The following is a 26,161-nucleotide window of genomic DNA, read 5'->3' on the forward strand; positions in this document are numbered from 1 at the left end:
ACTCTATCACCCAAATGCACTTCCCACACAGATGTATTACCAGATTTTGTAGCAGACACAAAAAAAGCACACCCTGAGGTGTGCTATCTTATCAACGAGTGGCGAAGCGGACGGGAATCGAACCCGCAACCTCCGGCGTGACAGGCCGGTGCTCTAACCAATTGAGCTACCGCTCCACTCAGTCGATGTGTTGCGTTGAAAGGAAATGGCGAAGCGGACGGGAATCGAACCCGCAACCTCCGGCGTGACAGGCCGGTGCTCTAACCAATTGAGCTACCGCTCCGTTTCCTTTCGGTGCGTGCCTTGCGGCGGGCAGGAACCTACCTATTTCCCCATTCGGTGCAAGACCTTTTTTCCATTTTTCTTCACTTTTTTAGATCGCACAGACCTCCCCTACACCCACCACGACGCATAACACCACCCCAGCAATCTTAGAATCAATCATCTACCCAACACTTGTACCACCCCTCCCCATTCTCCCGCATCAAAAACATTTTTCCCTCCACCAGCCCCATTACCACTCCCCACCCACACACACCCGTTCATTTCGCGTAACAAATCGCGCATTTTCTCACTTCGCTGGATTATTTCCGGAACCTCTCCAAACAATCTACGCCCCAATTGCCGCGTAAGCTCCCGTCCTGTCGAACCATCCCCGCAACTTGACACTTGCATGTCACAAAGATTCAGGAATGGTCGGCACCATAACGACACATGACTCAGAAAGCCACTATCCTTGCGATCGAATCCAGCTGCGATGAAACTGCCATTGCCATCTTGCGCGGCGACCTCATGCGTACCGAAATCCTCAGCTCCGAAATTTCCTCGCAAATTGAAATCCACAGAGAGCACGGTGGCGTTGTACCTGAGCTAGCCTCGAGAAATCACTCGCTTGCACTACGCCCACTCGTCGACAAGGCCCTCGCGGAAGCTAAGCTCAGCATACATGATATCGATGCCTTTGCTGCCACTGCTGGCCCGGGGCTGGCCTCCTCCCTCTTGATCGGCCATACCGCCGCAAAAGCCATGGCGGTCGCCACCAAAAAGCCATTCCTCTCAATCAATCACATGGAAGGCCACCTCCTCTCCCCATTCATTGCTGGAGACCGTGGCGTGCTACCAAACATCTCACTCGTCGTCTCCGGAGGCCACACCATGATCCTTCACACGCAAGAATTTGGCTCCTACCAACTACTCGGAAAAAGCACGGACGATGCCGCCGGAGAAGCCTACGACAAAGTCGCTAAAATGCTGGGACTCCCCTACCCAGGAGGGCCTGAAATAGAAAAAACCGCAAAAACTGGCAATCCTGATGCATACAACTTCCCCCGCTCAATGCTCAAAAAGGGCAACCTAGATTTCTCATTCTCCGGCCTCAAAACCGCCGTACTCTATACCATCTCCGAGCTCAACCCCGAAACCGGCCGCGCCCTCCCTGAGCAACTCCCCGACCTCTGCGCTTCCTTCCAACAAGCCGTCATCGACGTGCTCGTCAAAAAAACGATCCAAGCAGCCCAAGCTTCCAAGCTCACTCGCATCACCATGTCCGGTGGAGTCTCCTGTAATGGCGCCCTGCGTGATGCCATGCTCGACGCCTGCCAACGCCATAGCTTCCAGCTCGATATCTGCAGTAAACACCTCTCCACAGACAATGCTGCCATGATCGCCTACGTCGCTCTCCAAAAATTCCTCCGAGGTGAACAATCGAAACTCGATGCAGATATCGACCCGAACCTACCACTCAATGCCCTAGTCCTGCGTAAATAAGCCCTCACTCAATCCTGTGCTTGCCGCCACACCAAATATTCCCTAAAGACTACGCACACCACATTCCAACCCAGCTTACCATGTCCGAAAATACACCCGCTCCCGCCAATAACCAAAACACCCTCATTGTCGTGGTCATAGCCATGCTCGGTATCATCGCCATCATGATGTTCTTTAGCATGCAACAAAGAGCTGGCCAACAAGTCAGCAGTGGCGCCAATACTGAAAAACTCATCGCCCTGCGCCAAAGTGTCGCCAATAAAGAACGCGAACTCCAAGACCTCGGCATCGCCCTTCCCGCTGACACTAGCTCCATCGATGAACTCAGCTCCCGCATCTCCCGCGACGCCATGGAGCTTCGCAATAATATCGAAACTTTCCAAACTGCCCTCAGCGCAAAAGAAGCTTCACTCACCAAGGCTCAAATCGACCTCAAAGCAGCAATCACTACCAACCAACACCTCAGCACCGAAGCCACAAAACTGCGCTCAAAACTCGCTGAGCTCGAAGGCCAAGGCGCCAACGTCGCCTTCCTTAAACAAGAAGTCGACCGACTCAAAAACACCCTCACTGAGCGCGATAAACAAATTAATGAGCTCAGCTCTCGCCCCACTCCCGAGACCGTTGCCCAATTCCGAGCATCACTCAACGAGACCATGCTCACGAACGAAAAGCTCAACAAAAAAATTGCAGAGCTCGAAATGCAAGCACTCAATGCTGTCAACAACTCAGACGTCGAAAGAATGCGTAGCGAAAACGAAGAAATGCGCGCAGAACTCCAACGCCTCAGAGCCGATAGCGACTACGACACACTCTACGCAAAATCTGCCGAAGAACTTCGCCCAGAAGCAGCTTTGCTCTACGCTGAACTCGAAAAGTTAGAAGGCCTCACCCCAGATCAACTCGAAGCTGCTTACATCCGAATCAGCGAAGAACACAATGCCCACATGGTGCGCTCGGTACGCTTTAAAACAAATTCCTCAGAAGTTGGCTGGTCCACACTCACACAAATTAAAGACACCATCGGTGGCGCCCGTAAAGATTCCTTCTTCCTCGTCGTCGGCTACGCCTCCAAAACTGGCAATGCCGAAAATAACAAAATCCTCTCCGCTAAACGCTCCGTCACTATCGCTTCCATCGTCAAACACCTCAAAGGAGGCACCGGCACACGTGCTGTCTTCCTCGGCCAAACCGATCGCTTCTCAAAGCAACCACTCGATAACCAAATCTGCGAACTCTGGGAGCTTCGTAAATAACCTCTTCTAGCCACTGTATTCTTCCATGAAAAAACACCTCTTTGCCTGCGCACTCGCAGCCACACTCAGCTCCACGACCTACGCCATCGAACGCGCCCCACTCCAAACCGGCTACATCTATGACTTCGCTACTGACGTCGATGGCGGTGGTGAAATCTCCAAAAACTTCTTCCACCTCACCGGCGGAATCCCACTCACAAACCCAGATAGCGACTTCTTCGTCGCCCTCAGCGCCTCATACCACTACCATGGCTACGATTTTAAATCGGGCCCCGTCGGTAGTTTTACCAGCCTCTCACCCTGGGACGATGTCCACACTGGTAACCTCGGCCTCTTCATGCGCTATAAGTATGACGAAAAATGGGACTTCTTTGCGATCCCTAACATCCGAACTTCAGGAGAAAGCGGCGCAAGCTTCAGTGACACCCTCACCGGTGGTATCCTCGCTGGTGCCTCCTATACCTTCAGTGACACCCTCACCATCGGTCCCGGCATCGGCGTCGTAGGCCAACTTGAAGATTCCGCCAGTGTCTTCCCCATCCTCGTTATCGATTGGCAATTCTGCGAGAACATGAGCCTCACCACAGGTTCTACCGTGGGCGCCTCACTCGGACCTGGTCTCGCCGTAAAGTGGGATATCAATGACAATCTCCGCTTCACACTCGGTGCGCGTAGCGAGCGCCTTCGCTTCCGTCTCGATGACTCTAACGTCCTTCTCAAAGACGCTATCGGTGAAGACAATAGCATCCCTGTGTTCGGCATTCTCACTTGGCAAGCAACCAATAACATCCAAACCTCTCTCATTGCAGGTGTTGGATTTGCCAATGACCTAGTGCTCGACGACAGCCAAGGCAATCGCATCCTACGTAAAGACTACGACAACGCACCTTTCCTTGGCGTCAACCTCGGCTACACATTCTAGTAAATAACTGATGAATCTTTCATGAGCGCCTAATGCTAGGAAACGCTCTTCAGATACTTTATACTCAGAGACATGACCACACTTCCATTAGTGCCTAAGTGCCTTGTCGCCTCTCTCAGCTTGCTGCTGTTCAGCTCCTGCATGCAGCAAACTGTACGAGATTCCAGTGGTGAAATCATCTACCAAGAACCCGTCATCGGCACCCCTTGGCAATCTGAAAAAGTCACCCAAAAACAAGTCGAAAAGCGTGAAGAAAAATTAGGCTGGCGCTAGCCCACTTACTTCATTTGCCCATCCAGCCAACATGCTGGCTCTTGCCCAGCGCGCCCATTGCATTCCACCTCGTGTGCACTACATAGAATCCATTTCCCTGCCACTTGAGTTAAACGACTTCTCTGAAATCATTGATGTCCGCTCCCCCTCTGAGTTTGCAGTCGACCATATCCCAGGTGCTACCAACCTCCCAGTCCTCAGCGACGAGGAACGCATGCGCGTAGGCAAACTTTACAAGCAATCCCCCTTCGAAGCCCGCCGACTCGGTGCAGCACTCATCTCCGTAAACGCGGGCAATCACTTGCTCAACCACCTCTCTGGTAAACCAGCCGATTACACCCCTCTCCTCTATTGCTGGCGTGGGGGAATGCGCTCACGATCCTTTACCCATATCCTCAGCTCCATTGGCTGGGAAGCCAAAGTGCTCGATGGAGGCTACCGCGCATTCCGTAAATTTCTTGTCGAAGACCTCGCGCAACAACTCAATGCTCCCAGCCTCAAAATCGTCGTCCTCTCAGGCCTCACTGGCGTCGGAAAAACCCGGATGCTCCAAGCCTTAAAAAATTGTGGCCAACAAATCCTCGACCTCGAACACCTCGCTAACCATAAAGGCTCGTTGCTAGGTGACCCCACCACCGGCTGCCAACCCAGCCAAAAGGAATTCGAAACAAAACTCTGGCACACACTCAGTAACTTCGACCAAAGCCAAATCATCTGGACCGAAGCCGAAAGCAATCGCATCGGAAAAGTCCATTGCCCCCCAGCACTCTGGCAAAAGCTCTCCTCCGCAACAGTCGTCCAACTCGAACTCCCCGTCGAGGAACGCATCAGATTGCTCAAGCAAGACTACCCGCATTTCTCAGATTCCCCAGAGTCACTCATTGAACTGCTCCAAGCACTCCGTAGACTCAGAGGCAATCAACAAGTCGACCAATGGCAAGATGCCATCAAAAACAATGATTGGGATGCCTTTCTGCGCTCCATCTTGATCGACCATTACGACCTTAGCTACCGGCAACCCGGGGAAGAGGGCTCAATCTATCAAGCCCCCAAACACGCGCTGCCAATCAAAAGCATCCTAGAAGAGGACTTCCTTGACGGAGCCAACCAGCTCATCAAACAATTCTAACTCCCCATCAGTCGCTATGGACACCTCCCTCAGCTTCTTCGATGCCCATAACCACCTCCAAGATGCAAGGCTCACTTCCTCACCTGACTTGCTCATCTCAAAGGCCCAATCTGCCGGCATCAAAAAAATGGTCGTCAATGGCACCTCGCCCAGCGACTGGCCATCCGTTAGCGACCTAGCCACCAAGTTCCCCGACATCATTGTCCCGTCATTCGGCCTCCACCCCTGGCACACCCCAAGCGATGAAAATGAATGGCTCCCACAACTCAAACACTTCCTCGCCAAACACCCAATCGTCGGCGTCGGCGAATGTGGACTAGATCGCTGGATGCCCAACCCGCATAAAGAAAACCAAATCCGCACATTCACCACTCACCTAGAACTTGCTGCCCAAAACAACCTCCCCCTCAGCATTCACGTGCTGAAAGCCTGGGGCTGGCTCATCGAGACCCTCCACCAAAATCCACTCCCCTCCCGAGGCTTCCTCCTCCATAGCTTCGGTGGTTCACGCGAAACCGCCCGCGAACTACTCGACCTCGGCGCCTACTTTTCCTTCTCCGGCTACTTCCTACACCCAAAAAAGAAAAACGTCCAAGACGTCTTTAAATACCTCCCACCTGACCGCGTCCTCATCGAAACTGATGCCCCAGACATGCTCCCACCACAAGCATTCTACTCAGATTCTAGTGAACACAATTCCCCCATCAACCTCTCTGGTATCTATCACGGATTCAGCCAGTTGCTAGAGGTACCCATCCAACAACTGGCCAATCAAGTAACTTCAAACTTCGAGCACTTCTTCCTCGAAACCCACCCTCATCACATCAGCTGAGCACCCGCTTCTGCCAAGGGGCTGCGCTCACCACGTGAGAGTGAAACGTGCGCTGTGAAGGGCTGCCCCTTCAATCGATTCCGCGTATACACTAAGCCATTACTCCGGCTATCAACATACGGATTATCAATCTGCGCAGGGTCGCCCACCATGATCAATTTTGATCCGCGAGACATCCTAGTCACAATCGTCTTCGCTTCCAACGGAGTCAGTTGCTGAGCTTCATCTAACACAAAGAAGCGGTTAGGAATAGAACGCCCGCGAATGTAGCACAATGCTTCTATCTCTATCAGCCCTTGTTCGATCAATGGCTCCCAAGGCTTGGCTGATGCCACAGCCTTATTTGCGGCCTCTTTCTTGGCCTGCTTCCTCCTTGGTCCCTGATGCAAATTCGCTGGCGGAGACATCAATAACTCAAGAGCATCGTAAATAGGCTGCAACCATGGCCGCATCTTGTCATCCAAATCACCGGGCAAGAAACCAATCTGGTCACCCATTGCTACTACCGGACGACTGATCGTGATTCCGTTGTACTCCCGATTGAACATCTCACTCAAACCCGCAGCTACAGCTACCAGGGTCTTTCCGGTGCCAGCCTGCCCATAACAAGTCACCAAGGAAATCTCTGGGTTCAACAAAGCATCAATCAAACACTTCTGTCCCAAATTCAATGGCTTCAAATGATGACCGTCAGGAATGCGCAAGACATCGGGAATCTGTAAACGCACAAACACTCCGTCAGCATCCAAACGCGCCGGCATCGTTTGCTTCTCACCCGCTTGCAGTAAAACGTATTGATTCAACACCACTCCAGACCTCCGCTCGTGCTCAATCTCTAAATGCCCAGTGCTCGCAAACCTCTGCAACTCACTCGCATCCACTTCCACACTCCGCATGTCATAATTCGAGACCTCACTCGGATCCACCTTGTCGTTCAAATAATCCTGACAATTAATGTGCACAGCACGAGCCTTGAGCTGCATGTTCAAATCCTTTGTCACCAGTACCACTGGCGTCTTGTTGTGCTCAGATAATAACAATGTAGCCGCTAAAATCCGGTGGTCCACACGCTCCCGGTCCGGAAATACACGCAAAAATTGCGCCAGCATCTCAGAGTTCTCCATACAAAATGTTGGATCATAGATCACCAAACGTACGGTTCCTCCCCCCTCCGTCTTCACCCCTCTTGTTACCTGCTGGCTCGTACCAAAAATCTCAGTGAGCCTCCGGTGCACCCGCCGTGCATTCGCCCCACGCTCAGATTGCTCGTTCTTAAATTTATCTAACTCAGATAATACATCCGCCGGAATACAGACGTGGTTGTCGGCAAAGCGATTCAAACATCCAGGATCGTGAAGTAACACATTCGTATCTAACACAAAGTTCTTCGCGGTCTGATTCGGGGCCTTGATGCCAAACTCTTGTAGCCGCTTGCTGGTCCTCTGAGATTCGGTCTTAGACTTGCTTACCTTCCGAGCTTGCGTTGAAACAGATGACTTTGTTGGTGAACTCATGGTTTATTTGGGTTAATACACTTGGGTTTTGCTGTAGGCGATGACGCTGAGCCAGTATCCCCCGCCTACTGAGGACCTGATCAATCACAGCATGCTGTGATACATGGAAAAACTTTATCAAGTTATCTAAACTATCGCACCACCTGCGTCTAAATGTAAACAGCAATCTACTGCCAAGCTCGGCCCACACCACCCACAACTCTCAACAATCACTTGATAAACGTGGACTTGCGCACGCTGCATCCTATCCGATTTTTTTCGCCCTCAGTCCAACTTCCCTCCCCCATAACTATGCACAAAATGACTACAGAAGATTATTATTTAGCAAAGCACTGGGTTTGACCTTTTCAGACGCCAGTGATCTGCTACACGCAGCCGTCCATTGACGATTTTTACCATGAAAGCACTCGTAAAATCCAAAGCCGAAGAAGGCCTCTGGCTCGAAGAAGTCCCCACACCTACTGCAGGTCCTGGCGAAGTCCTCATTAAGATCAAGAAGACATCCATTTGTGGCACTGACCTTCATATCTGGAAATGGGATAAATGGGCCCAACGGACCATTCCCGTACCCATGACTGTGGGCCACGAGTTCTGCGGTGAAATCGCCGAAGTCGGCGCAGGCGTACACGACTTCACCGTCGGTGAACGCGTCTCTGGTGAAGGCCACATCGTCTGCGGCCACTGCCGTAACTGCCTGGCTGGACGCCGCCACCTCTGCCCAAACACAGAAGGTGTCGGAGTAAACCGCACTGGTGCTTTTGCTGAATATCTCGTCATTCCAGCTGCCAATGCCTACAAGATCCACCCTGATATCCCCGATGATATCGTCTCTACCTTTGATCCACTCGGCAATGCTGTCCACACTGCTCTCTCCTTCGATCTCGTCGCTGAAGACGTCCTTATCACCGGAGCAGGCCCTATCGGTTGTATGGCGGCTGCTGTCGCTAAGTTTGCTGGCGCCCGTAATGTCGTCGTCACAGATGTGAATCCATACCGACTCGACCTCGCCAAAAAGCTGGGTGCGACCCGCGTCGTCGATGTCTCCAAAGAAAATCTCACCGATGTCAAAGCCGAACTCGGCATGACCGAAGGCTTCGACGTCGGCCTCGAAATGTCAGGCCACCCCAGCGGCCTCAATGACATGCTCGAACATAGCTCCAACGGTGCCAAAATCTCCCTCCTCGGTATCTTCCCCGAAAAAGTCGCTATCGATTGGGATAAAGTCATCTTCAAAGGCCTCATCCTCAAAGGAATCTACGGCCGCGAAATGTACGAAACTTGGTACAAAATGAGCTCCATGGTACGCGCTGGCCTTGATATCAGCCCAGTCATCACCCACCGATTCCACTACACGGATTTCGCCAAGGGCTTCGAAACCATGCTCTCCGGCCAATCCGGTAAAATCGTTCTCGATTGGGAATAAGCGAGCTTCCCCACACACTCCCCCCATTGCTGACTCTCTGTCTGGCGTGACTCTCAAGTCCGCCAGACATTTTTTTTTCGTACCAAAGCTACTCTGCAATGCTTAGCAAGGATCACTCACCTCTTTCGTAACTCGAATCGGCACTAGGATTCACCTCGAGTCACCAAAGAAATCTGCTCCACTTCCTTCTCACTCAGACAATTCATCACATCGATAAATCGTTGGTGAGAGGCATCATCCTCCACATCAATCTGCACCAACAGCTTGTTCGGACTAGCCGCCATTTGCATCATTTCAATGCGCTCTTCCAATACCGGTAATATCCGTACCCCTCCATCTGTCTCAAGGACATCACTTCCTCCCGAGTCCTGAACAATCGATATCGAGTCATCTGCTCCCACGCATATCCTCAAAACTAAATCATCCACCGGTGCAGACACCCCAGGCGATGGAAGCTGCATGTCCAAGTCCGATTCGCGCGGCATAATCGTTGCCGTCACGAGAAAAAAGATCAGCAGTAAAAAACACACATCAATCAATGAAGAGACATCTACAGGATGCTCCTCCTCATTGCCTCGGAATAAAGAACGGGGTTTTGTTTTCATACATTGAAACCAACGGACACCTCTACGGTTTTATTAGCTATCACAGCCGACAAATTTACCCTTTACCAGGAACTAGACGCACTTATATTACCTTTCCTACTCAATGAAACCTCTAAAATTAACCCTTCTTCTAACAATTCCACTCTTCACGGCCAGTGCCAACTGGCGTAACGAAGTGGGATGGTCAGACCTGCAGACTTGGACGCAGGAAGAAGGGGTTATACTCCCAGTGACTAACACCGTGTTTGCTGGTATGGTCGAAGCCGAAAACGGCAGTGACAAGCTCTCGATATATGCTCCCAACCCGAGTGAATCTGAATTTAATGACATCACAATCAATGACGTCTACGGTGAAACCCTCACCTACTCCGGTCACGCCACAGGAGTAGCAAAACGCTTTTTCGGCAACCAATCTAGTATCAGCCCAGATATACTCCAAGCCAATGTCTATGGCACCAATCGCTTTCTAAATTTGATTATCTCTTATCCAAGCTCTTGGAGTGAAAACGTCATGAGCCATGCTTATATCGGAAATTTTGCTGATAGTATCGATAGCGAAACAGAAGAAGTCACCGAGACAAAAGAACAAAAGTCCGAACGCTTCTGCCGCGCCTTTGATTACTCGGCTGCAGAGGGCAACATCCTTCATATATCAGGTGCAAATAACAATTCCAGTACCACACTCCCTCACATATGGAGCCACGCCTATAATAATATTACCATAGGCAGATCTGATGGTCTGCATAGTGCTGGCACTGTTCCTAGTAATTTTCATGGAGAAAAACGCCAGAAGCCAGAACTTGTCTTTCCAGCAACCACCACCAGCTCCTCCACAGGCTCCTGTGCCTCAATCGCCGCTGTCCTCCACGCCCAAGCCCAAACCCATGATTCATCGCTGGCCCAGCAACAACTCACTCTCAAGTCAATCCTCCTTGCTGGTGCAGATAAATCAAAATTCCCTAACTGGAGTAACACCAGCACCAAGCCGATTGACGTACTCTACGGAGCTGGTGAAATTAATATTCTCAATAGTTTCAGAATCCTGCTCGCTGCGGACGCTCAAAAAAATACCGACGTTCCTCGCTATGGTTGGGACCACACCAGTATCACTGCCGCAGAATCCATTACATATGCATTCTCAGTGCCCGACTACGCCAGTTCAGCAACCATCTCAGCAAACCTCAGCTGGAACCGCACAGTCACTAGAACCCGTTCTGGAAGAAATTGGATCAGCTCCTATGACTCCTTGTCGAACCTTTCATTAACTATCACAAATAGCTCGGGAACCCCCATCTTTGTTTCTGATAGCCCCTACGACAACCTCGAACACATCTGGCTCGAGAACCTCGCACCAGGCAACTACACCCTAGAGGTAAATATGCCCACAGGCAATGACACCACCTTCGCCCTTGCCTGGAGGGTTGATCTCAAAACCAATGCTCCCCCACAGCTAACAATCAATCAATCGGGAGACTACCAAATACAGTTCTCCCAACTTTCTCCAAACCACACCTATAGAATCGAACGCAGTAACAACCTCATTGATTGGTTCACACTCACTACCTCTCAAAGTGATGCTCAAGGTTCGCTTCTCTACTCAGAGCCCAGTCCACTACCCTCATCTCAGAATTTCTACCGCCTCCGCTATTTCAGCCCCTAGCTGACAATTAAACAAACTCAGCCCTTGTCTCCACGATGATTGCTCGCCACATTGCAGGTATGAGCATCAATGACACACTCACTGCAGATATGAAGGACGCTATGAAGTCCAAAGATAAGGTAGCTCTCACCACCATCCGAGCACTCAAAACTGCAATCAAAAATGCCGCCATCCAAGAAGGCAATGCCGATGCCCAACTCGATGATGCCGCCATCATGGGAATCATCCGTAAACAAATCAAACAACGCCAAGACTCAGTCGAGCAATTCAATAAAGCCGGTCGCCCAGAACTCGCAGAGAATGAGCTCGGAGAAATCACGGTCCTCGAGAAATACCTCCCCGCAGCCATGACTGCCGATGAAATTGCCACCATCGTCCAGCAAGTCATCACTGAAACCGGCGCCTCAAGCCGCGCAGATATGGGTAAAGTCATGGGCCTACTCCAGAAAAAAACAGAAGGTCGCGCCGACGGCAAAACCCTCTCTCAGGCCGTGATGCAGGCCCTCTCATAATACCACCATGCTCTCTGCCATCATCGTTGCTGCAGGCTCCAGCAGAAGAATGGGCTTTGATAAACTCATGGCCCCACTCGCCGGAATTCCCGTCCTCCAGCATTCCATCCAAACCTTCCTCCTCTGCCCAGCAGTCGAGGAACTTATACTCGTCTGCCCAGAAGAACGCTTTGCTCAGCTCGAGCTACAGCCAACCGACAAGCCGCTCATCAGAGTCGATGGCGGAGCAGACCGTCATAACTCAGTTTCTAACGGACTAGCAGCCCTCTCCCCCAACTCCCGCTGGGTTGCAGTCCACGATGGTGCACGCCCTCTCATCACTGAAAAACAAATTCTCAGCACTCTAGCTGCCGCTAAAGATCACCAGGCAGCAACCTCCGCAAGACGCGTCACCGAAACAGTCAAACGCGCCGACCAAAACCAGTTCATCCAGTCGCCAGTAGACCGCGAAAACCTCTGGCTCATGGAAACACCCCAAATCTTTGATAAATCACTTCTGCTGAAGTCCTACGCTAACGTCGAAAGCTCAGGCAGCCTTGTCACTGACGAAGTCTCGGCTCTCGAACTAATCGGTGTACCCACCTTCCTGCAGCCCAATGCGAGCCCCAACTTGAAAATTACTTTCCCCGAAGACCTCGCACTCGCTGAACATCTACTTACATTCTCAGCCTAACACATGGCTCCCGCGCCCAAATACCACCACGATCACGTTCGTGGATTCCATATCGCCACCTGCGAAATGCCCTACCTTGAATCGGTGTCTGTCGGCATTTACATCCCCGTCGGTAGCCGACACGAAGAGGCCGCCATCAATGGCTCTGCACACTTCGCGGAACACATGATCTTCAAGGGAACTGACAAGCGCAATGCCCTCGATCTCGCCATCGCTATCGAGGGCGCAGGCGGCACCGTCAACGCCTTCACCACAGAAGACCAAACCTGCCTAGAAACGCGTGGCCCATCAGAGCTCCTCCCCCACCTGCTCGGAGTCATGAGCGACATGCTCTGGCATTCCACTTTCCCCTTCGAAGAAGTAGAACGCGAACGTGAAGTCATCGCAGAAGAGATTGTCATGTACCAAGAGAATCCGAGCGATCACCTCCACGACCTACTCTCGCTCGCCCTCTGGCCAGACCACCCACTCGGCAGGTCCATCACCGGCTCTGAAGCCTCCATCCTTGGTATCAATGCCGACTCACTCAAAAAATTTACCGACCAACACTACAGAAGTGCTGGCATAAGTGTCGTGGTCGCCGGAAATGTTCAGCACAGCACAGTCATGGAACTCGTGCTCCAACACCTCCCTAAAGAAAGCCTCCCAAAAAGCCCATTCCAAGCATTCTCCCCCATCCCGTTTTCCGGCTCAGTCCCCCTACTCCACGATAAAAGAGACATTGAGCAAAGCCACCTCGCCCTCGCCTTTCACACCACCGGTAGACACTCAGATAACCGACAAACCCTTCGCATGCTCAGCCTGTTGTTAGGCGAAACCATGAGCTCGCGCTTGTTCCAAGAACTACGTGAAAAACGTGGCCTGTGCTACCACATCGCCAGCGACTTTAGCCTCTACGAAGATACTGGCACACTCGAAATCCACGCTGGCCTCGACTCCGATAGACTCGAAGAAAGCACCCACGCACTCCACAAAGTCCTCACTGACATCCTCCACCACGGTTTCACCCAAGATGAGCTCAACCAAGCAAAATCCTACGCCCTCGGCCAAGCCCGCATAGGACTCGAAACCACCCACGCCCAAATGAGCTGGATGGGTGATTCACTTACCTCCTTCGGCAAAATTATCGACCCAGTAGAAGCACGTAATAGCCTCAACTCAGTCACCCTCGACCAAGTCCACACACTCGCCACACACACATTCAAAACTGAAAATCTTGCCATCGCTAGCATCGGCCCACACCGTGAAAGAGATGTGCGTGCCTTGCTTGAGCCCTTCTCTCAACTCTAGCTAGGCCATAATTGAGGAGTGGACAACTGCCAACACAGCGAAGTGCCCAATGAGCCCCAAAGCACGAGTTTATGCTCACATAGCTCGATGACTTTTCATCTCATATTCTACCTGTTCGCACTGTGAAGCAATTTCTCCACATCGCCTAATAGAAGCAGCTCCTACCTCAGTCTGATAAAGGCAATCTCAAGGAAAAGTCTGGGATGCGAACGCTAAAGATGTCACCACCATCAGTACGCCCAAAAAGCGCCCCCTCGACTTCGGCGTCATGCTTGATCACATGGTAGCTGTTATAGGTAAATTCCTCCTCCGGAACGATCCTTGGCGTTTCTCCAACGACTCCGACTCCCTCCACCACCGTCACTTCACCATCAGCCTCAGTCACCACCCACTTTCGCCCTTTGATAGTCACTGCCTCATCAGAATTGTTGAGAATGCTGATGAAATAAACAAAGGCAAATGGCTTATCTTCAGGTGCCTCAAGACTCGGCACGTACATGACATTGTCTACCCTAACGGTCAATCCAGGGATATTTGCAAATGTCTGCTTCACGCCAGAAGCTTAATACACACCATCAGTCGAAAGCAACCCGAACCCACAGCTTTTGAGTGCCGATCAACAGCCACCCACTCTCAGATTACTACTGGCCAAGCCTCAAGCTCGCCGCCATCGCGTCCACTAACTCCGGAGCATCCACCGCATCACTTTCAGCAATCTGTTTCTCTAACAATGCACGCATCTCTGTGTCACTAGGGTTCTCTAACCAATACGCCCAAGTGAGTACTGCCACATCTAACTTGCGCGGATTACTCAACTCCTGCCACGACTTTGCACTCCCCCTCACCTTCAGCTGACCACTCTGCTCAGCGACCCGAAGCTTTAAATCACCTAGACCAGCATCCTCAGCTATCCCTGCTTCCGGACGAATGCGATACGCTACCTTGTGACCTGACTGTGCTTCAAACCGTCTTCCGGCAGGCGCCTCATTGTCCCCTTCACCACCATAACCAACAAGTTTGTAGAACTTCACCACCTCATCAAACACCAATGCCGCCTCAGCATCACACGCCTCACGTCCAATAAAATCAATGAACACTAACAGCTCACCATCCGACCATGGTGATCGCACCACCTCGACAGAGACACCCAAGGCCCCCACCTGCAGATCCACCTCTTGGCTCAGTGGTCGTTCATTAAGTAATTCTTCAGCACGTACCACCGCAGGCTCCGGCATCACCTTCTCCAATAGTGCCTTCCGCACCCAAGCCATGCTAGCATTGCCTGCTGATAATGGCACGCGTACCGCGTCCCCTCCGACGGGCTCTCTCCAGCCACGTACTGTCTCTAACTGCTTCGGTGCAGCCAAGCCACCACTCTCAGCGCGTCGCTCGACTTCCTCGTGAAGAGAACTCGCATGCAAACGCATCGCTTGCGTGAGATCCTTTTTCACATCAACCGAACTATCTGCACTAGGCTCAGCAACTTGCTCCCAGCTTTGGGAACTCGCTTGCGTGCGCCCCGTCAGTTCAAGATCGGACCATTGCTCCCAATCCATCACCGCCAATGCTTCTTCATCTGTCGCAGCTGGACGTTGCAGCACAGTCAATGTCAACACCACAGCTGCCGCACTCGCTAAGACAGCAACCACTCCACGGTTCCATGATCGCTTTGGAATATGCACCACATTCTGCGGCACCTCACTCGCTTGAAAAATGGCAGCACGTTGCTCGGGCCTCAAGCGATATTGCTCCTCTTGCTCATTCTTGAATAATGCCTCAATCGCAAGTAATTCATCCACCACCTTTTGCAAATCTGGTTGAGACCTCAGCGCCTGAGCCACCTCGCGGGTCTCCTGCGCATCGAGTTCACCAAATGCATAAGCAGTGAGTCTGGGGTCATCCTTACTTAGTTTCATGCTATTTTAAAATGTCTTTGGGTAACAGCTCTCTGAGCTTCTTAAGTCCATTGTGTAATAAAAAACCAACATTGCTCGAACTCAGCCCTGTGGCCTCGCTGATCTCTTGGTAACTCATGCCTTGTTCAAACTTGAGCCGTATCACCTTCTGTTGGTTCTCACTGAGTGCTTCCATCGTCTTTTGCACCTCTTCTAGCCTTTCGTGCACATCTGCAGAACTATCGGGTGCCGCCACATTGCTCGCTTCATTCTCAAAAAGCGTCTCATCACTCGCGACCATGCGCTTTTCCTTGCGCAAGACATCGAGGGCGCGGTTGCGACACACCGTGAACAACCAGCTCTTCAAGCCCCCCTTCACCTTCTCTACATCTTGCTTGTAGAGACGAATAAAGGTGTCTTGAACCACATCGCGTGCACGTTCCTGATCACGTACGATGCCTATAGCAAAGCCGATAAGTGGTGATTCATACTCCTTGAGCGCGTGTTCAACCAACTGTTCTGGGGTCGTGATCATGTCTAGATTCCTAGTGCCCATTGCTTGCACTATTTACCTCTAAAACGCCCGTACCAAGTCTTTCTTAGAAAAAAGACAAAAAAAATCCGAGGCCCATCCAGAACCTCGGATCATATGAATAACGACAAATCGATTGAACTTACCAATCGTACTTGATGCCTAACAAGGCATTCAGGCCAGTCTCATTTAGGCCAGAGCCGTGCACGCGGTAATCTTCATCACTCACGTTCTCGATACCCAGTGTCACAAGCAGGTTCTCCTGCGCTTGCCAGCCGCCACGGACCGATCCCACCAAATAGCCAGGTGTGCCATTGCTTGGAATACGTTGGTCATCGCCGACATCACGTCGTGAAAGGTTGTCTTGAGTCACAGCTCCTAAGACCTGCCCTTCCACCCAGTACTTACCTCCTGTCTGGGTCCAACGCAGGCGCACATTGCCCGATAAAGGCATCAGACGAGACACGGTGTCCTCGACCACTGGTCCGCCAATTTCAGCACGCGACTTCTGCTTTCCGTCCTGATAAGTGAGATTGCCAAAGAGCTCCCATTGTTCAGTGATGCGCCAGGCGGCATCCCCTTCAAAGCCCCAAATGTAACCTTCCTCTCCATTCGTCAGACGCAGGTAATCCACGCCATCAATAGTCTGCTCAGCACTCGTGATCGGGTTGCGAATCGCTGTGTAAAAGCCTGCCACACTCATCGTCACATCACGCCAATCAGCTTTCGTCCCCAATTCAAAACTCAAAACCTTCTCAGCATCCAAGTCCGAAGACCCAATCACCTCGTCGCGTGAACGAGAAACAGTAGAACCAGTCAAGTCCGCTAGGTTCGGTGCCCGGAAACCTTCAGATACCCCACCGTAGAGTGCCCAGTCGTTGCTCAATGAATAGGTACCACGCGCACTAAAGGAAATGTCCCCCCAGTTGCCGCTCCCAGATTCGTCGCGCCCTAAATTGCGGTTGTACGCTCTGTCCCAAGCCGCATCGAAGTAACTAGCGCGCGCTCCGAGGTCAAAGTTGAAGTTCTCCACGACATCCCAGTTGTACTGAGCAAACGCCCCGAAGGAATCGTATCGTGAGCCATCAGCCACTGGACGACGACTCGGGTCGCTCGCGTCCGTCTTCACCGCGTCGTGGTAAAAGTCACCACCCCAAATCAATTGACCTGGGCCAGTCGCCGAACTCGCCTGAAAACTCGCACCAAATGTCTGCACATTGGCCACTCCCCAGCGTGGGTCGCTGCGCGTCTCCGAATCCTGTGACTTCTGATAGGAAATTGTGCTAGTCCATTGCTCGAGCAAGCCAGCCCCCTCAGTACCAGAGAACTTCGCGTAGGTCAAAAAGCGCTCTTGATCATAATAACGGTAGTCCAATGACCCAGCTTCAGTCACGTGATCCTGATGCACCCAGCTTGTACCATTATTGCCACGCTCACTCAGCGTCGTACTGTGCCAACGCCAAATATCATCCTGATTGAGGTACTGGAATGCCAGATCCATCTGCGTCGTGTCACTCAATGCATAGCTATACTTTAAGTCCACATTCTGCTCTGGGTAGCCAGTACGATTCATCTGCCCAAAAAAGCTATCGCGAATGTCCCCGTAGCTCTTCACACTAGCACCCAAATGCAACCCCCATTTCCCCCCCTCACCAATGCGTTGCTCAAGGCGCCCCACATGGCTTTGGCTGTTCGTGTCAAAACGGTAGTACACACCACCGTCCTGGAAGAACCCTTGCGCGTCGCGATACAGCGCACTCTTACTAAATAAATTGAGTGTCCCCCCCAGGGAATCAGAACCATACATCACAGAGCCAGGTCCCTTCACCAGCTCCATGCGATCCACCGCATACACATCCAAAGTATTCCAGTACTGGACAGGGCCACTGCGCCAGGTCGAATTATTCATGCGCACACCATCCACTAACAAAAGGTTCTGGCGGCCAGTAAAACCACGAATAAACGGGCTGCCGTGTCCGTGGGTTGTCTTCTGAATCAACACCCCTGATACATTGCGTAATGCTTCAGGTACTGTGCGCATCTGCTCGTTGATAATCTGATCCTTATCAATAACGGCCACACTGTAGGGTGTATCTAACTGCTCCTGCTCAATGCGCGAAGCACTCACCACTGTCGGCTCAAGAAAGTCCTGCGCCAATACAGGGCTCACTAAGCTCACTAAGGGCAGGACGAATCGTAGGTTTCGTGACGGAATCGTTGTCATATTTCGGTTTTTCGTATGTAGATAGACGGGGTTACCCACATGCAACGCTCATTGCCATCAGAAAATTAGACCTTATTGAAAATAATTCTCAATAAGACCACTTTCTTTGCCCACACCCCGCATTTTGCTAGGAAAAGATTCCCTCATAAAAAATAAATTCAGATGACAAATGACCAAATCTAACGCAAAACACAGTCATGCGCACTGCTGTCTACGCGGGATCATTTGATCCCCCCACCAATGGCCACCTCTGGATGATCGAACAAGGGCTCGAACTCTTCGACCACCTCTATGTCGCCATCGGATCGAACCCCTCGAAAAGCTACACCTTTTCTGTCGAAGACCGTATCCAAATGCTGCGCGACTCCCTCCCCAGCTGTGACCGACTCACCATCAGCCACTTCGACAACCGCTACCTCGTTGACTACGCCAAAGAAGTCGACGCCCATTACATCCTCCGCGGCATCCGCTCGCCTGGCGATTATGAATACGAACGCGTCATGCGTCATATCAATGGCGACATGGCACGCGATATCACCACCACCTTCCTCATGCCCCCACGCGACATCGCAGAACTCTCATCGAGCATGATTAAGGGACTCACAGGCCCCGAAGGATGGGAAGACATTGTCCGCCGCTACGTTCCAGCTCCCGTCATGGACAAGCTGCTCGAAGCCTAAGCAATTTAGACAAAGCCCATCAGCCCACACGCTTAGCTCAGCACACGCCCCCCCACTAAAGATTTCAGAAACATTAGAAACCTAACCCACGTAACAAGCAACTCATGGATCACGAAGCACTCTCTGCAGAAGTCGAAAAACACCACAGCTGGGTAGAGGCCCTCAAAAATGAAATGGCTCGAGTCCTCGTCGGTCAGGCAGAACTCGTCGACCGCCTCGTCATCGGCCTCCTCACCAACGGCCACATCCTCCTAGAAGGTGTCCCTGGACTCGCTAAGACACTCGCGATCAAGTCCCTCGCTGGCTGCATGAAAGCCGACTTCGCCCGCTTGCAGTTCACCCCTGACCTCCTTCCTGCCGACCTGCTTGGCACCATGATCTATAGCCCAGAAAGTGGCGAATTCTCCGCCAAACTTGGCCCGGTATTCTCCAACCTCATCCTCGCCGACGAAATCAACCGCGCGCCCGCAAAGGTCCAATCCGCCCTCCTCGAAGCCATGCAGGAACGCCAAGTCACCATCGGCGATACCACCTACCCGCTTCCCGACCCCTTCCTCGTCCTGGCGACCCAAAACCCAATCGACCAAGAAGGTACCTACACCCTCCCCGAAGCACAGCTCGACCGCTTCCTCGTCAAAGTCACCGTCGATTACCCCTCCAAGCAAGAAGAACTCACGATCCTCGACCGCATGGCAACCTCCGGAAAAGTCGCCGCCACTAAGCAAGTCGTCGACACCGAAACCGTCTCTAAAAGCCGTGACATCGTAAACCAAATCTACATCGACCCAGCTGTGCGCGAGTACATTGTCGAGCTCGTGCACAATACCCGGAACCCATCCGGCGTCGACCCGAGCCTCGTCCCGCTCATTCGCGCAGGGGCCTCACCACGTGCCACGATCAACCTCGCCCTGGCTGCAAAAGCCCGCGCCTTCACCCAAGGCCGTGCCTTCGTCACCCCTCAAGATGTCAAGGACCTCGCCCCCGACGTCCTGCGCCACCGCATCCTCCCCAGCTACGAAGCGGAAGCAGAAGAAATTAGCACCGACACCATCGTCGAACGCATCCTCCAGAAAACTATCGTCCCATAATGCCACTCACTCGTCTTCTTCTCCCGACCTGCTGCTTGATAGGCCTCACCGCCTGCGCCGACCTCGTGCCCACAAAAAGCACCCAGAAAGCGGTCGTCAACGCCCCCAGTAGCTGGAAAGAAGCCTCAAAAGGACAACATAAAAAAATCTCTTCCGGGTGGCTCGAGGAATTCAATTCCCCGGAAATGTCGAGCCTCGTTAACGAAGCCCTGACCAACAACCCCAACCTCAATGCTTCCGCTGCGCGACTCCGCGCCGCTAAGCAAGGCACCATCGGTGCCCAAGCTGCCTTGCTTCCCACCGTCACCGCGGGCGCTGGCGGCTCGCGCACCCGACTCGGCAATGGTGACAATGCCAGAGTCTATACCGAAAGCTATAACATCCGGCTCAATGCCTCGTGGGAACCTGACCTCTGGGGCCGCCTCCGCGACCTCCGTGACGCCTCCTATTCCGGCTACTACGCTGACGCATACGAATTCCGTGGCGCCCGCCTCTCCCTCGCCGCCAATACAGCGAAAGCTTGGTGCAACCTCATCACTGCTGAAAACCAACTCAGACTCGCAGAAAACATCCTCGCGTCCTTCAATAAAAATAACGCCATCGTCGAGCGAAACTATAAAGCCGGTGTACCCGGCACCCGCGCCCTCGCCGTCCAGCTCTCCCGCAATAACGTCGCCCAAGCTCAACGAAGCCTACGCAGCCGTACTCAACAACGCGATGAAGCCGCCCGCCAACTCGAACAACTACTCGGCCGCTACCCATCTGCTAGCCTCAAAGGTTCACTCAAACTCCCAAAACTTACCAAAAACCCACCCGCCAGCCTCCCCTCAGAATTGCTCATCCGTCGTCCAGATCTCGCAGCTGCTCAATCCCGAGTTTACCAATCTGCTATGCGCGCCGACGCCGCCCAGAAAAACCTCCTCCCCTCCATCGACCTCACCGGCTCACTGCGCAGCTCGAACGCTAACATCGAGAATGTCTTTAACCCACACTTCCTCGCCGCCAGCGCCGCAGCTTCCCTCACCCAAAACATCTACCGTGGTGGCGCTCTCAAAGCCGAAGCTCAAGCCGCTCTAGAACGCAATAAAGCCTCCATCTACGACTTCAGCGACCGAGCCATCCGCGCCTTCCGCGAAGTCGAAGACGCCCTCGCGGCCGACCGCTCACTCGCGGAACAAGAAAAATTCCTCCTCGTCGAAGTCCGCCAGGCACAACTCGCCGTAAAGTCCGCCGAAATGGATTACTCCGAAGGCCTCGACAACTCAGGGATCCTCGAAATTCTCGAATCCCAAAGACGCGCTAACAACTCGCGCGCCCAACTCCTGGCACTCAAAAATCGTAGGCTCCAAAACCGCATCGACCTCCACCTTGCCCTAGGCGGCGACTACACCACACCCGCCCCAAAGTCGTAGCGAATTTATGCTTTTCATCTAGCATAAGGCTGCCAATCTCCTCCCACATTATTATGTTCACTCCAAAATGGAAAAAAGAGGCGAAGCACCTCTACAAGGGCGCCAAAAAATTCATCAACTACAAACGTGACCTCCTCGCGGAGGACCGTATCGATGAAATTGAATCCCGCCGTGAGGACCTCAAAAATGCTTGGAAAGCTGGCTCCAAAGAAGAAACCAAAGAAGCTGGAAAACAACTCCAAGCCTGTTGTGAACAAGCACTCCCACGCTACAAGGCACCTGACGCTGTCGCTGAAAATGTCGAAGTCCTCTTCGTTGCCATCGTCGTAGCCCTAGGCCTCCGAGCCTACTACCTGCAGCCATTCCGTATCCCCACCGGCTCCATGCGCCCAACCCTCAACGGCATCATCGGCCACGTCGAATCCAAAGACAAATGGCCAGCCCTCCCCATCCGACTCGCCCAAGAAGTCACCCACGGCCGCAGCTACCTCTCCGTTGTCAATGAAACCAAAGGTGACCGCATCACCAAAGTCGAAGCCAAACAACAATTCCACTTCTTCTCACGTACCGTCATCACCTTTGAAAGTGGCCGTACCGAAAATATCGCAGGCTCACCCACAGCCTTCGCTGAAGCAATCAATACAAAAGCATTCGAAGAACTCGCCGGAGGGAAAATGAGCGAAAACCTCAATGAACGCCTCCTCCAGATTACCCAAGTGCGCCTTCCCGTCGGTTTTATCATTGCCGAAGGCTACACAGAAACCGGTGACCTCGTGCTCGTCGACAAATTCTCCTACCACTTCCGAGCCCCCAAAGATGGCGAAGTCTTCGTCTTCGACACCCGCGAAATCAAAGGTATCCACGATGAAGCGGCTCGCTCAGGTACCCCAGTCGGCTCACATTACATCAAACGCCTCATCGCCACCCCAGGACAAAAAGTCGAACTCAAAGGCGGTAACCAACGCACTCTCACCTTCGCTCGCCCCGACGGAAAACTCGGAGTCATGCAAATCAGCGAACAAGCCCTCGTCTATATCGACGACGAAAAAATGCAGGCCCCAGGCGTCCTGCGCGTCGAATCTAATGCCAATGGCTACGGCGGATACCAAAGCCTCCAAAGGCTTGCCCCAGGACGCTATGTCCGTCTCGCGGATAAACCCTCCACTGGAAAATCCGAATACTGGGCCATGGGCGATAATTCCTCTAACTCCTCAGATTCCCGGATGTGGGGCACCGTCAAAGAATTTAACCTCGTCGGTCCAGCCATGATTGCGCTCTGGCCATTCGGTTCAGGACACTGGGGCTTCATCGACTAAATCTATCAACCACTCAGAAATCACCCCTGACACATCCCCTAACATAACACCCTGCCAACTTCCTACTTCCCCAAATTGCCCCGCGATTTGGGGAACTCTTTACAATGTCCGAAGCAGCTACCATCACCCAACAGGCAAAATCTAACTTGGCCTTCGCCTTCCTCTGCCTCCCTAAAGACAGACGCGATGACATGGTCACCTTCTACGCCTTTTGCCGCGTCATTGATGATCTAGCAGATGAACCAGATATCCCTATGGAGGAAAAACGAGCCGGCCTCGACTCCTGGATTCAATGCTTCTCCCCCAACGGCAAACCTGAGACACCATTACAAAAGGAAACTCTCCAGCTGCGCGACCGCTACGGCATCAGCAACCAACTCTTCCTCGACCTCATCGAAGGCTGTGAATCAGACCTTAACCCCCATCGCCGCTTCGCTAACTGGGACGAACTTAAAGAATATACCTACCGCGTCGCCAGTATCGTTGGACTCATCTCTATCGAAATCTTCGGCTGCACCAGCGAACAATCAAAAAAATATGCCGTCGCCCTCGGCCACGCCCTCCAACTCACTAACATCCTTCGTGATGTGGGCGAAGACCTAGCTGACCGCGTCCGCATCTACATCCCACTCAATGATATGGACCGCTTCCAGTACACCGAGCGTGACCTCATCGGCAAAGTCTATGATGGCCGCTTCATCAACATGATGCACTATATCGCTGAACGCGCGGAAGCCTATTACCAAGAAGCTATCGAAAACCTCCCTGAATGCGATAAACGTGCCCTCCGCGCCGCTGAAGGCATGCGCCGGATCTACCACGGCATCCTTAAAAAAATGCGCGATGATAACTTCCAAGTCTTCGACCAGCGCTATTCATTGCCAAAATGGAAAAAACTCGTCTACCTCTTTGGTACCCAACTCGGATTTTAATACCATTGAGCGAAACGGAATGGACAATGGTCGGAATGAGCTTGCAGAATATCAAGGCCCAGTGAAGGCCTCCCGCACGCGCGGGACAACTGAATGACAACGATGACATTCGGTAAGATAATCCGATTTACTCTAAATTCGCGAAGCGCAAACTTCACAAGACTCAACCACACTCCATTCGTCTATTCCGAGTCGAGAGATGGTATAGCACGGCTCCATCACCCGTGACCGCACCCTAAGTCTGGCTAACCGCCTAGCCTAACACTCCTATGCGGTAGATCACAAGCTCCCCACCTTTCTCCAATGGCTGCACCACACGCTCGACTCGCGTACCTAACAGATGCTCCATCATCCTTACCTCCTGCAAAATGGCTGAGGGATAACGATCAAAAATCTCCTGCATCGGATGGTGGTATTCCTCAATTCTGAATCCCCCCTGTCTAGTGTAATGGCACTGACAAAACACCCCTGACTTCTCTCGTAAATCCGCCAAACGCGTCGCCTTCTCCACCATCGATTTCCCCTTGCTCACATGTGTCGCCCACTTTGAGCGCTGCTGTTCATAGTGGTGAAACAAAATCTTCTCAGGAGCCGAATCTCCAAAAAATCGCTTCACCCCTTCCATCACATTCAAAGTCAAATCCACCCCAGCTTGTGGAAATAAATGCGCACACTTCTCCGTCAAAATATAAAGCTTCTCCGGCCGCCCAGCCGCCTTGCGGGGTACCCGCCAAGTTTTTACAAACCCTAATGCTTCCAATTTCTCACAATGCTGCTTGGCACCCATATAACTCAACTCCACCGCCTTAGAAAGCTCACTCACCGTCATCCCCTGAGACTTCTTCAAGGCTTCTAATATATTGAGCACGTGCGGCTTAGTTAAATCACGAAAGGCTTCCGAAAACATACTCGGCCCACACTTCTCTATTTTAACGAAATTGGCGACTCTAAAAGATAGTTAATTTCAGTTAAACAAATTTACCATCCCCCTTTTGACATCCTCAAAAATCACCTTACTATCGCTAAACACATGAGCAGCGCAGACGAATACGATCGATCGATGAATATCCAATCGCACGCACCAGGCTACTGGCCACTAGAAGCGATGGAGAAATGGAACGACCATAAATGGCAACTGCGTAACCGCATAAACTCACTCGAAGAGCTTGAATCCAAAATCAATCTCACCCGAGAAGAACGCTCTGGTATCCTCCTCTCCGGCAACAAGCTCGCCATGTCGATCACCCCCCACTACATGAACCTCGTCGATAAAGACGACCCCAATTGCCCAATCCGCCGACAAATCATTCCACGTATCGAAGAAACCTGGGAAGACCCAGCGGAGCTCTCAGACCCCTGCGGTGAGGATTCTCACATGCCCGTCCCAGGCCTCGTCCACCGCTACCCAGATAGAGTCCTCTTCCTCGTAACCGACCGCTGTGCCTCCTACTGCCGATACTGCACCCGCTCACGCGTGGTCTCAGGTGTCGGCGAACAACAACTCGAAACCCAGTACGAAGCAGCCTTCGAATACCTCGAAAACACACCAAGTGTCCGTGATGTTCTCCTTTCAGGCGGTGACCCACTCCTCTTTACTGATGCCAAACTCGACCGCATTCTCACACGCCTGCGCCAAATCCCTCACATCCAATTCGTCCGTATCGGCTCACGCATCCCAATCTTCCTCCCCCAGCGCATTACTCCCGAACTCTGCGCAATGCTTAAAAAGCACCATCCACTTTTCATCTCCATTCATACTAACCACCCAAAGGAGCTAACCACTGAAGTCCAACAAGGCCTCATTCGACTCGCAGAAGCCGGCATCCCTCTCGGCAACCAATCAGTCCTCCTCAAAGGTGTCAACGATGACGTCATCACACAACGAGCACTCGTTCACAAATTGCTCATGTGCCGAGTCAAACCCTACTACCTCTACCAGTGCGATCTCATCGAAGGGTCTTCACACCTCCGCACCAGTGTCAGTAAAGGCCTAGAAATTATCGAAGGCTTGCGTGGCCACACATCCGGATACGCCATCCCACAATACGTAATCGATGGCCCAGGCGGAGGCGGAAAAATTCCACTCAACCCTAACTATGTTGTCCAACATACCGACAACCAAGTTGTTCTTAGAAATTACGAAGGAAAAGAGTTCATCTATCCAGAGCCTAACAGCATGCCGGCATTTCTAGAATAACTCCACAAATGCACGACAACCTGAGAGAT

The 26,161-nt window shown here is 52.2% G+C and carries 24 protein-coding genes and 2 tRNA genes; 17 read left to right on the plus strand and 9 right to left on the minus strand.

The features are described 5' to 3' along the window. Positions 1–99: 99 nt before the first annotated feature. Both ACFSW8_RS09430 and ACFSW8_RS09435 read right to left on the minus strand, forming a co-directional pair. A tRNA-Asp gene (locus ACFSW8_RS09430) sits at positions 100–176 on the minus strand. A gap of 30 nt (positions 177–206) precedes the next feature. After that, positions 207–283: transfer RNA gene (locus ACFSW8_RS09435), tRNA-Asp, on the minus strand. Positions 284–714: 431 nt separating this feature from the next. On the opposite strand from ACFSW8_RS09435, the gene tsaD reads away from it, so the two are divergent. The 6 genes from tsaD (at position 715) to ACFSW8_RS09465 (ending at position 6,179) form a co-directional block, all read left to right on the plus strand. Continuing rightward, on the plus strand, positions 715–1,767 hold the full coding sequence (gene tsaD / locus ACFSW8_RS09440) for a tRNA (adenosine(37)-N6)-threonylcarbamoyltransferase complex transferase subunit TsaD (protein ID WP_377178061.1): 1,053 nt from the start codon (positions 715–717) through the stop codon (positions 1,765–1,767). A gap of 80 nt (positions 1,768–1,847) precedes the next feature. After that, positions 1,848–3,023 carry a hypothetical protein gene (locus ACFSW8_RS09445; protein WP_377178063.1) on the plus strand — a complete coding sequence of 392 codons (1,176 nt, stop codon included), beginning with the start codon at positions 1,848–1,850 and terminating at the stop codon, positions 3,021–3,023. A 25-nt stretch (positions 3,024–3,048) separates the two neighbouring features. Beyond that, positions 3,049–3,945, plus strand: coding sequence for a hypothetical protein (locus tag ACFSW8_RS09450; RefSeq protein WP_377091068.1), 897 nt, complete (start codon positions 3,049–3,051; stop codon positions 3,943–3,945). Positions 3,946–4,086: 141 nt separating this feature from the next. Beyond that, the gene (locus tag ACFSW8_RS09455) at positions 4,087–4,218 is read left to right on the plus strand and encodes a hypothetical protein (RefSeq protein ID WP_377178065.1); all 132 of its coding nucleotides are present in this window, start codon (positions 4,087–4,089) and stop codon (positions 4,216–4,218) included. 31 nt (positions 4,219–4,249) lie between these two features. After that, positions 4,250–5,347, plus strand: coding sequence for a tRNA 2-selenouridine(34) synthase MnmH (mnmH, locus tag ACFSW8_RS09460; RefSeq protein ID WP_377091070.1), 1,098 nt, complete (start codon positions 4,250–4,252; stop codon positions 5,345–5,347). A gap of 16 nt (positions 5,348–5,363) precedes the next feature. Further along, positions 5,364–6,179, plus strand: coding sequence for a TatD family hydrolase (locus tag ACFSW8_RS09465; RefSeq protein ID WP_377178067.1), 816 nt, complete (start codon positions 5,364–5,366; stop codon positions 6,177–6,179). Here ACFSW8_RS09465 and ACFSW8_RS09470 read toward each other — a convergent pair. Continuing rightward, positions 6,167–7,693, minus strand: coding sequence for a PhoH family protein (locus tag ACFSW8_RS09470; RefSeq protein ID WP_377091072.1), 1,527 nt, complete (start codon positions 7,691–7,693; stop codon positions 6,167–6,169). The genes ACFSW8_RS09465 and ACFSW8_RS09470 overlap by 13 nt on opposite strands. Positions 7,694–8,090: 397 nt before the next feature. Between ACFSW8_RS09470 and tdh the strand changes: the two genes are divergently transcribed. Continuing rightward, positions 8,091–9,116 carry an L-threonine 3-dehydrogenase gene (gene tdh, locus ACFSW8_RS09475; protein ID WP_377091074.1) on the plus strand — a complete coding sequence of 342 codons (1,026 nt, stop codon included), beginning with the start codon at positions 8,091–8,093 and terminating at the stop codon, positions 9,114–9,116. A gap of 143 nt (positions 9,117–9,259) precedes the next feature. On the opposite strand, the gene ACFSW8_RS09480 is transcribed toward tdh, so the two are convergent. Then, the gene (locus tag ACFSW8_RS09480; RefSeq protein ID WP_377091075.1) at positions 9,260–9,721 is read right to left on the minus strand and encodes an ExbD/TolR family protein; all 462 of its coding nucleotides are present in this window, start codon (positions 9,719–9,721) and stop codon (positions 9,260–9,262) included. A gap of 103 nt (positions 9,722–9,824) precedes the next feature. Here ACFSW8_RS09480 and ACFSW8_RS09485 point away from each other — a divergent pair, with 103 nt between their 5' ends. From ACFSW8_RS09485 to ACFSW8_RS09500, 4 genes are read left to right on the plus strand one after another with little or no spacing between them, the layout of a single operon-like run. Further along, complete coding sequence (locus tag ACFSW8_RS09485) at positions 9,825–11,381, plus strand: hypothetical protein (protein WP_377091077.1); 1,557 nt, start codon at positions 9,825–9,827, stop codon at positions 11,379–11,381. Positions 11,382–11,440: 59 nt separating this feature from the next. Beyond that, a complete protein-coding gene (locus ACFSW8_RS09490; RefSeq protein WP_377091600.1) occupies positions 11,441–11,893 on the plus strand; it encodes a GatB/YqeY domain-containing protein in 453 nt (150 codons plus the stop codon). A 7-nt stretch (positions 11,894–11,900) separates the two neighbouring features. Next, entirely contained in the window at positions 11,901–12,566 is a 666-nt protein-coding gene (gene ispD / locus ACFSW8_RS09495; RefSeq protein ID WP_377091078.1) for a 2-C-methyl-D-erythritol 4-phosphate cytidylyltransferase, read from the plus strand. Between the two features lie 3 nt (positions 12,567–12,569). Next, positions 12,570–13,856: a M16 family metallopeptidase gene (locus ACFSW8_RS09500; RefSeq protein WP_377091079.1), complete on the plus strand. Its 1,287-nt coding sequence runs from the start codon at positions 12,570–12,572 to the stop codon at positions 13,854–13,856. Positions 13,857–14,022: 166 nt separating this feature from the next. Here ACFSW8_RS09500 and ACFSW8_RS09505 read toward each other — a convergent pair whose 3' ends face one another. The 4 genes from ACFSW8_RS09505 to ACFSW8_RS09520 form a co-directional block, all read right to left on the minus strand. Continuing rightward, on the minus strand, positions 14,023–14,409 hold the full coding sequence (locus ACFSW8_RS09505) for an ApaG domain-containing protein (protein WP_377091080.1): 387 nt from the start codon (positions 14,407–14,409) through the stop codon (positions 14,023–14,025). 88 nt (positions 14,410–14,497) lie between these two features. Continuing rightward, positions 14,498–15,772, minus strand: a complete 1,275-nt coding sequence (locus ACFSW8_RS09510; protein WP_377091081.1) for a hypothetical protein — start codon at positions 15,770–15,772, stop codon at positions 14,498–14,500. A gap of 1 nt (position 15,773) precedes the next feature. Beyond that, the gene (locus tag ACFSW8_RS09515) at positions 15,774–16,286 is read right to left on the minus strand and encodes an RNA polymerase sigma factor (protein ID WP_377178069.1); all 513 of its coding nucleotides are present in this window, start codon (positions 16,284–16,286) and stop codon (positions 15,774–15,776) included. A 139-nt stretch (positions 16,287–16,425) separates the two neighbouring features. Beyond that, the gene (locus ACFSW8_RS09520) at positions 16,426–18,507 is read right to left on the minus strand and encodes a TonB-dependent receptor plug domain-containing protein (protein ID WP_377091084.1); all 2,082 of its coding nucleotides are present in this window, start codon (positions 18,505–18,507) and stop codon (positions 16,426–16,428) included. 197 nt (positions 18,508–18,704) lie between these two features. On the opposite strand from ACFSW8_RS09520, the gene coaD reads away from it, so the two are divergent. The 5 genes from coaD to ACFSW8_RS09545 all read left to right on the plus strand — a co-directional run bounded on the left by coaD (position 18,705) and on the right by ACFSW8_RS09545 (position 23,935). Beyond that, positions 18,705–19,187 (plus strand): pantetheine-phosphate adenylyltransferase, encoded by a 483-nt coding sequence (gene coaD / locus ACFSW8_RS09525; RefSeq protein WP_377091085.1) that lies wholly within the window; start codon positions 18,705–18,707, stop codon positions 19,185–19,187. 104 nt (positions 19,188–19,291) lie between these two features. After that, entirely contained in the window at positions 19,292–20,275 is a 984-nt protein-coding gene (locus ACFSW8_RS09530) for an AAA family ATPase (RefSeq protein WP_377091086.1), read from the plus strand. After that, positions 20,275–21,687, plus strand: a complete 1,413-nt coding sequence (locus ACFSW8_RS09535) for an efflux transporter outer membrane subunit (protein WP_377091087.1) — start codon at positions 20,275–20,277, stop codon at positions 21,685–21,687. The genes ACFSW8_RS09530 and ACFSW8_RS09535 overlap by 1 nt, the downstream gene beginning before the upstream one ends. Positions 21,688–21,740: 53 nt before the next feature. Then, positions 21,741–23,003 carry a signal peptidase I gene (gene lepB, locus ACFSW8_RS09540; protein ID WP_377091088.1) on the plus strand — a complete coding sequence of 421 codons (1,263 nt, stop codon included), beginning with the start codon at positions 21,741–21,743 and terminating at the stop codon, positions 23,001–23,003. A 104-nt stretch (positions 23,004–23,107) separates the two neighbouring features. Next, positions 23,108–23,935 (plus strand): phytoene/squalene synthase family protein, encoded by an 828-nt coding sequence (locus ACFSW8_RS09545; protein WP_377091090.1) that lies wholly within the window; start codon positions 23,108–23,110, stop codon positions 23,933–23,935. Positions 23,936–24,188: 253 nt separating this feature from the next. Here ACFSW8_RS09545 and ACFSW8_RS09550 read toward each other — a convergent pair whose 3' ends face one another. Beyond that, positions 24,189–24,842, minus strand: coding sequence for a helix-turn-helix transcriptional regulator (locus ACFSW8_RS09550; RefSeq protein WP_377091092.1), 654 nt, complete (start codon positions 24,840–24,842; stop codon positions 24,189–24,191). Between the two features lie 123 nt (positions 24,843–24,965). On the opposite strand from ACFSW8_RS09550, the gene ACFSW8_RS09555 reads away from it, so the two are divergent. Beyond that, entirely contained in the window at positions 24,966–26,132 is a 1,167-nt protein-coding gene (locus ACFSW8_RS09555; protein ID WP_377091093.1) for a KamA family radical SAM protein, read from the plus strand. The last annotated feature ends 29 nt before the right edge of the window (positions 26,133–26,161 follow it).

The sequence above is a fragment of the Rubritalea tangerina genome (genome assembly GCF_042683245.1).
In the GTDB taxonomy this organism is placed as follows: domain Bacteria; phylum Verrucomicrobiota; class Verrucomicrobiia; order Verrucomicrobiales; family Akkermansiaceae; genus Rubritalea; species Rubritalea tangerina.

Bases quoted from the DNA above. Each gene is read 5' to 3' on its own strand.
- ACFSW8_RS09520 (WP_377091084.1), bottom strand. From the start codon at position 18,507: ATGACAACGATTCCGTCACGAAACCTACGATTCGTCCTGCCCTTAGTG.
- coaD (WP_377091085.1), top strand. From the start codon at position 18,705: ATGCGCACTGCTGTCTACGCGGGATCATTTGATCCCCCCACCAATGGC.
- ACFSW8_RS09545 (WP_377091090.1), top strand. From the start codon at position 23,108: ATGTCCGAAGCAGCTACCATCACCCAACAGGCAAAATCTAACTTGGCC.
- ACFSW8_RS09500 (WP_377091079.1), top strand. From the start codon at position 12,570: ATGGCTCCCGCGCCCAAATACCACCACGATCACGTTCGTGGATTCCAT.
- ispD (WP_377091078.1), top strand. From the start codon at position 11,901: ATGCTCTCTGCCATCATCGTTGCTGCAGGCTCCAGCAGAAGAATGGGC.
- ACFSW8_RS09450 (WP_377091068.1), top strand. From the start codon at position 3,049: ATGAAAAAACACCTCTTTGCCTGCGCACTCGCAGCCACACTCAGCTCC.
- lepB (WP_377091088.1), top strand. From the start codon at position 21,741: ATGTTCACTCCAAAATGGAAAAAAGAGGCGAAGCACCTCTACAAGGGC.
- tsaD (WP_377178061.1), top strand. From the start codon at position 715: ATGACTCAGAAAGCCACTATCCTTGCGATCGAATCCAGCTGCGATGAA.
- ACFSW8_RS09455 (WP_377178065.1), top strand. From the start codon at position 4,087: ATGCAGCAAACTGTACGAGATTCCAGTGGTGAAATCATCTACCAAGAA.
- ACFSW8_RS09550 (WP_377091092.1), bottom strand. From the start codon at position 24,842: ATGTTTTCGGAAGCCTTTCGTGATTTAACTAAGCCGCACGTGCTCAAT.
- ACFSW8_RS09485 (WP_377091077.1), top strand. From the start codon at position 9,825: ATGAAACCTCTAAAATTAACCCTTCTTCTAACAATTCCACTCTTCACG.
- ACFSW8_RS09470 (WP_377091072.1), bottom strand. From the start codon at position 7,693: ATGAGTTCACCAACAAAGTCATCTGTTTCAACGCAAGCTCGGAAGGTA.
- ACFSW8_RS09480 (WP_377091075.1), bottom strand. From the start codon at position 9,721: ATGAAAACAAAACCCCGTTCTTTATTCCGAGGCAATGAGGAGGAGCAT.
- ACFSW8_RS09490 (WP_377091600.1), top strand. From the start codon at position 11,441: ATGAGCATCAATGACACACTCACTGCAGATATGAAGGACGCTATGAAG.
- ACFSW8_RS09555 (WP_377091093.1), top strand. From the start codon at position 24,966: ATGAGCAGCGCAGACGAATACGATCGATCGATGAATATCCAATCGCAC.
- ACFSW8_RS09510 (WP_377091081.1), bottom strand. From the start codon at position 15,772: ATGAAACTAAGTAAGGATGACCCCAGACTCACTGCTTATGCATTTGGT.
- ACFSW8_RS09515 (WP_377178069.1), bottom strand. From the start codon at position 16,286: ATGATCACGACCCCAGAACAGTTGGTTGAACACGCGCTCAAGGAGTAT.
- ACFSW8_RS09535 (WP_377091087.1), top strand. From the start codon at position 20,275: ATGCCACTCACTCGTCTTCTTCTCCCGACCTGCTGCTTGATAGGCCTC.
- ACFSW8_RS09530 (WP_377091086.1), top strand. From the start codon at position 19,292: ATGGATCACGAAGCACTCTCTGCAGAAGTCGAAAAACACCACAGCTGG.
- ACFSW8_RS09445 (WP_377178063.1), top strand. From the start codon at position 1,848: ATGTCCGAAAATACACCCGCTCCCGCCAATAACCAAAACACCCTCATT.
- ACFSW8_RS09465 (WP_377178067.1), top strand. From the start codon at position 5,364: ATGGACACCTCCCTCAGCTTCTTCGATGCCCATAACCACCTCCAAGAT.
- mnmH (WP_377091070.1), top strand. From the start codon at position 4,250: ATGCTGGCTCTTGCCCAGCGCGCCCATTGCATTCCACCTCGTGTGCAC.
- tdh (WP_377091074.1), top strand. From the start codon at position 8,091: ATGAAAGCACTCGTAAAATCCAAAGCCGAAGAAGGCCTCTGGCTCGAA.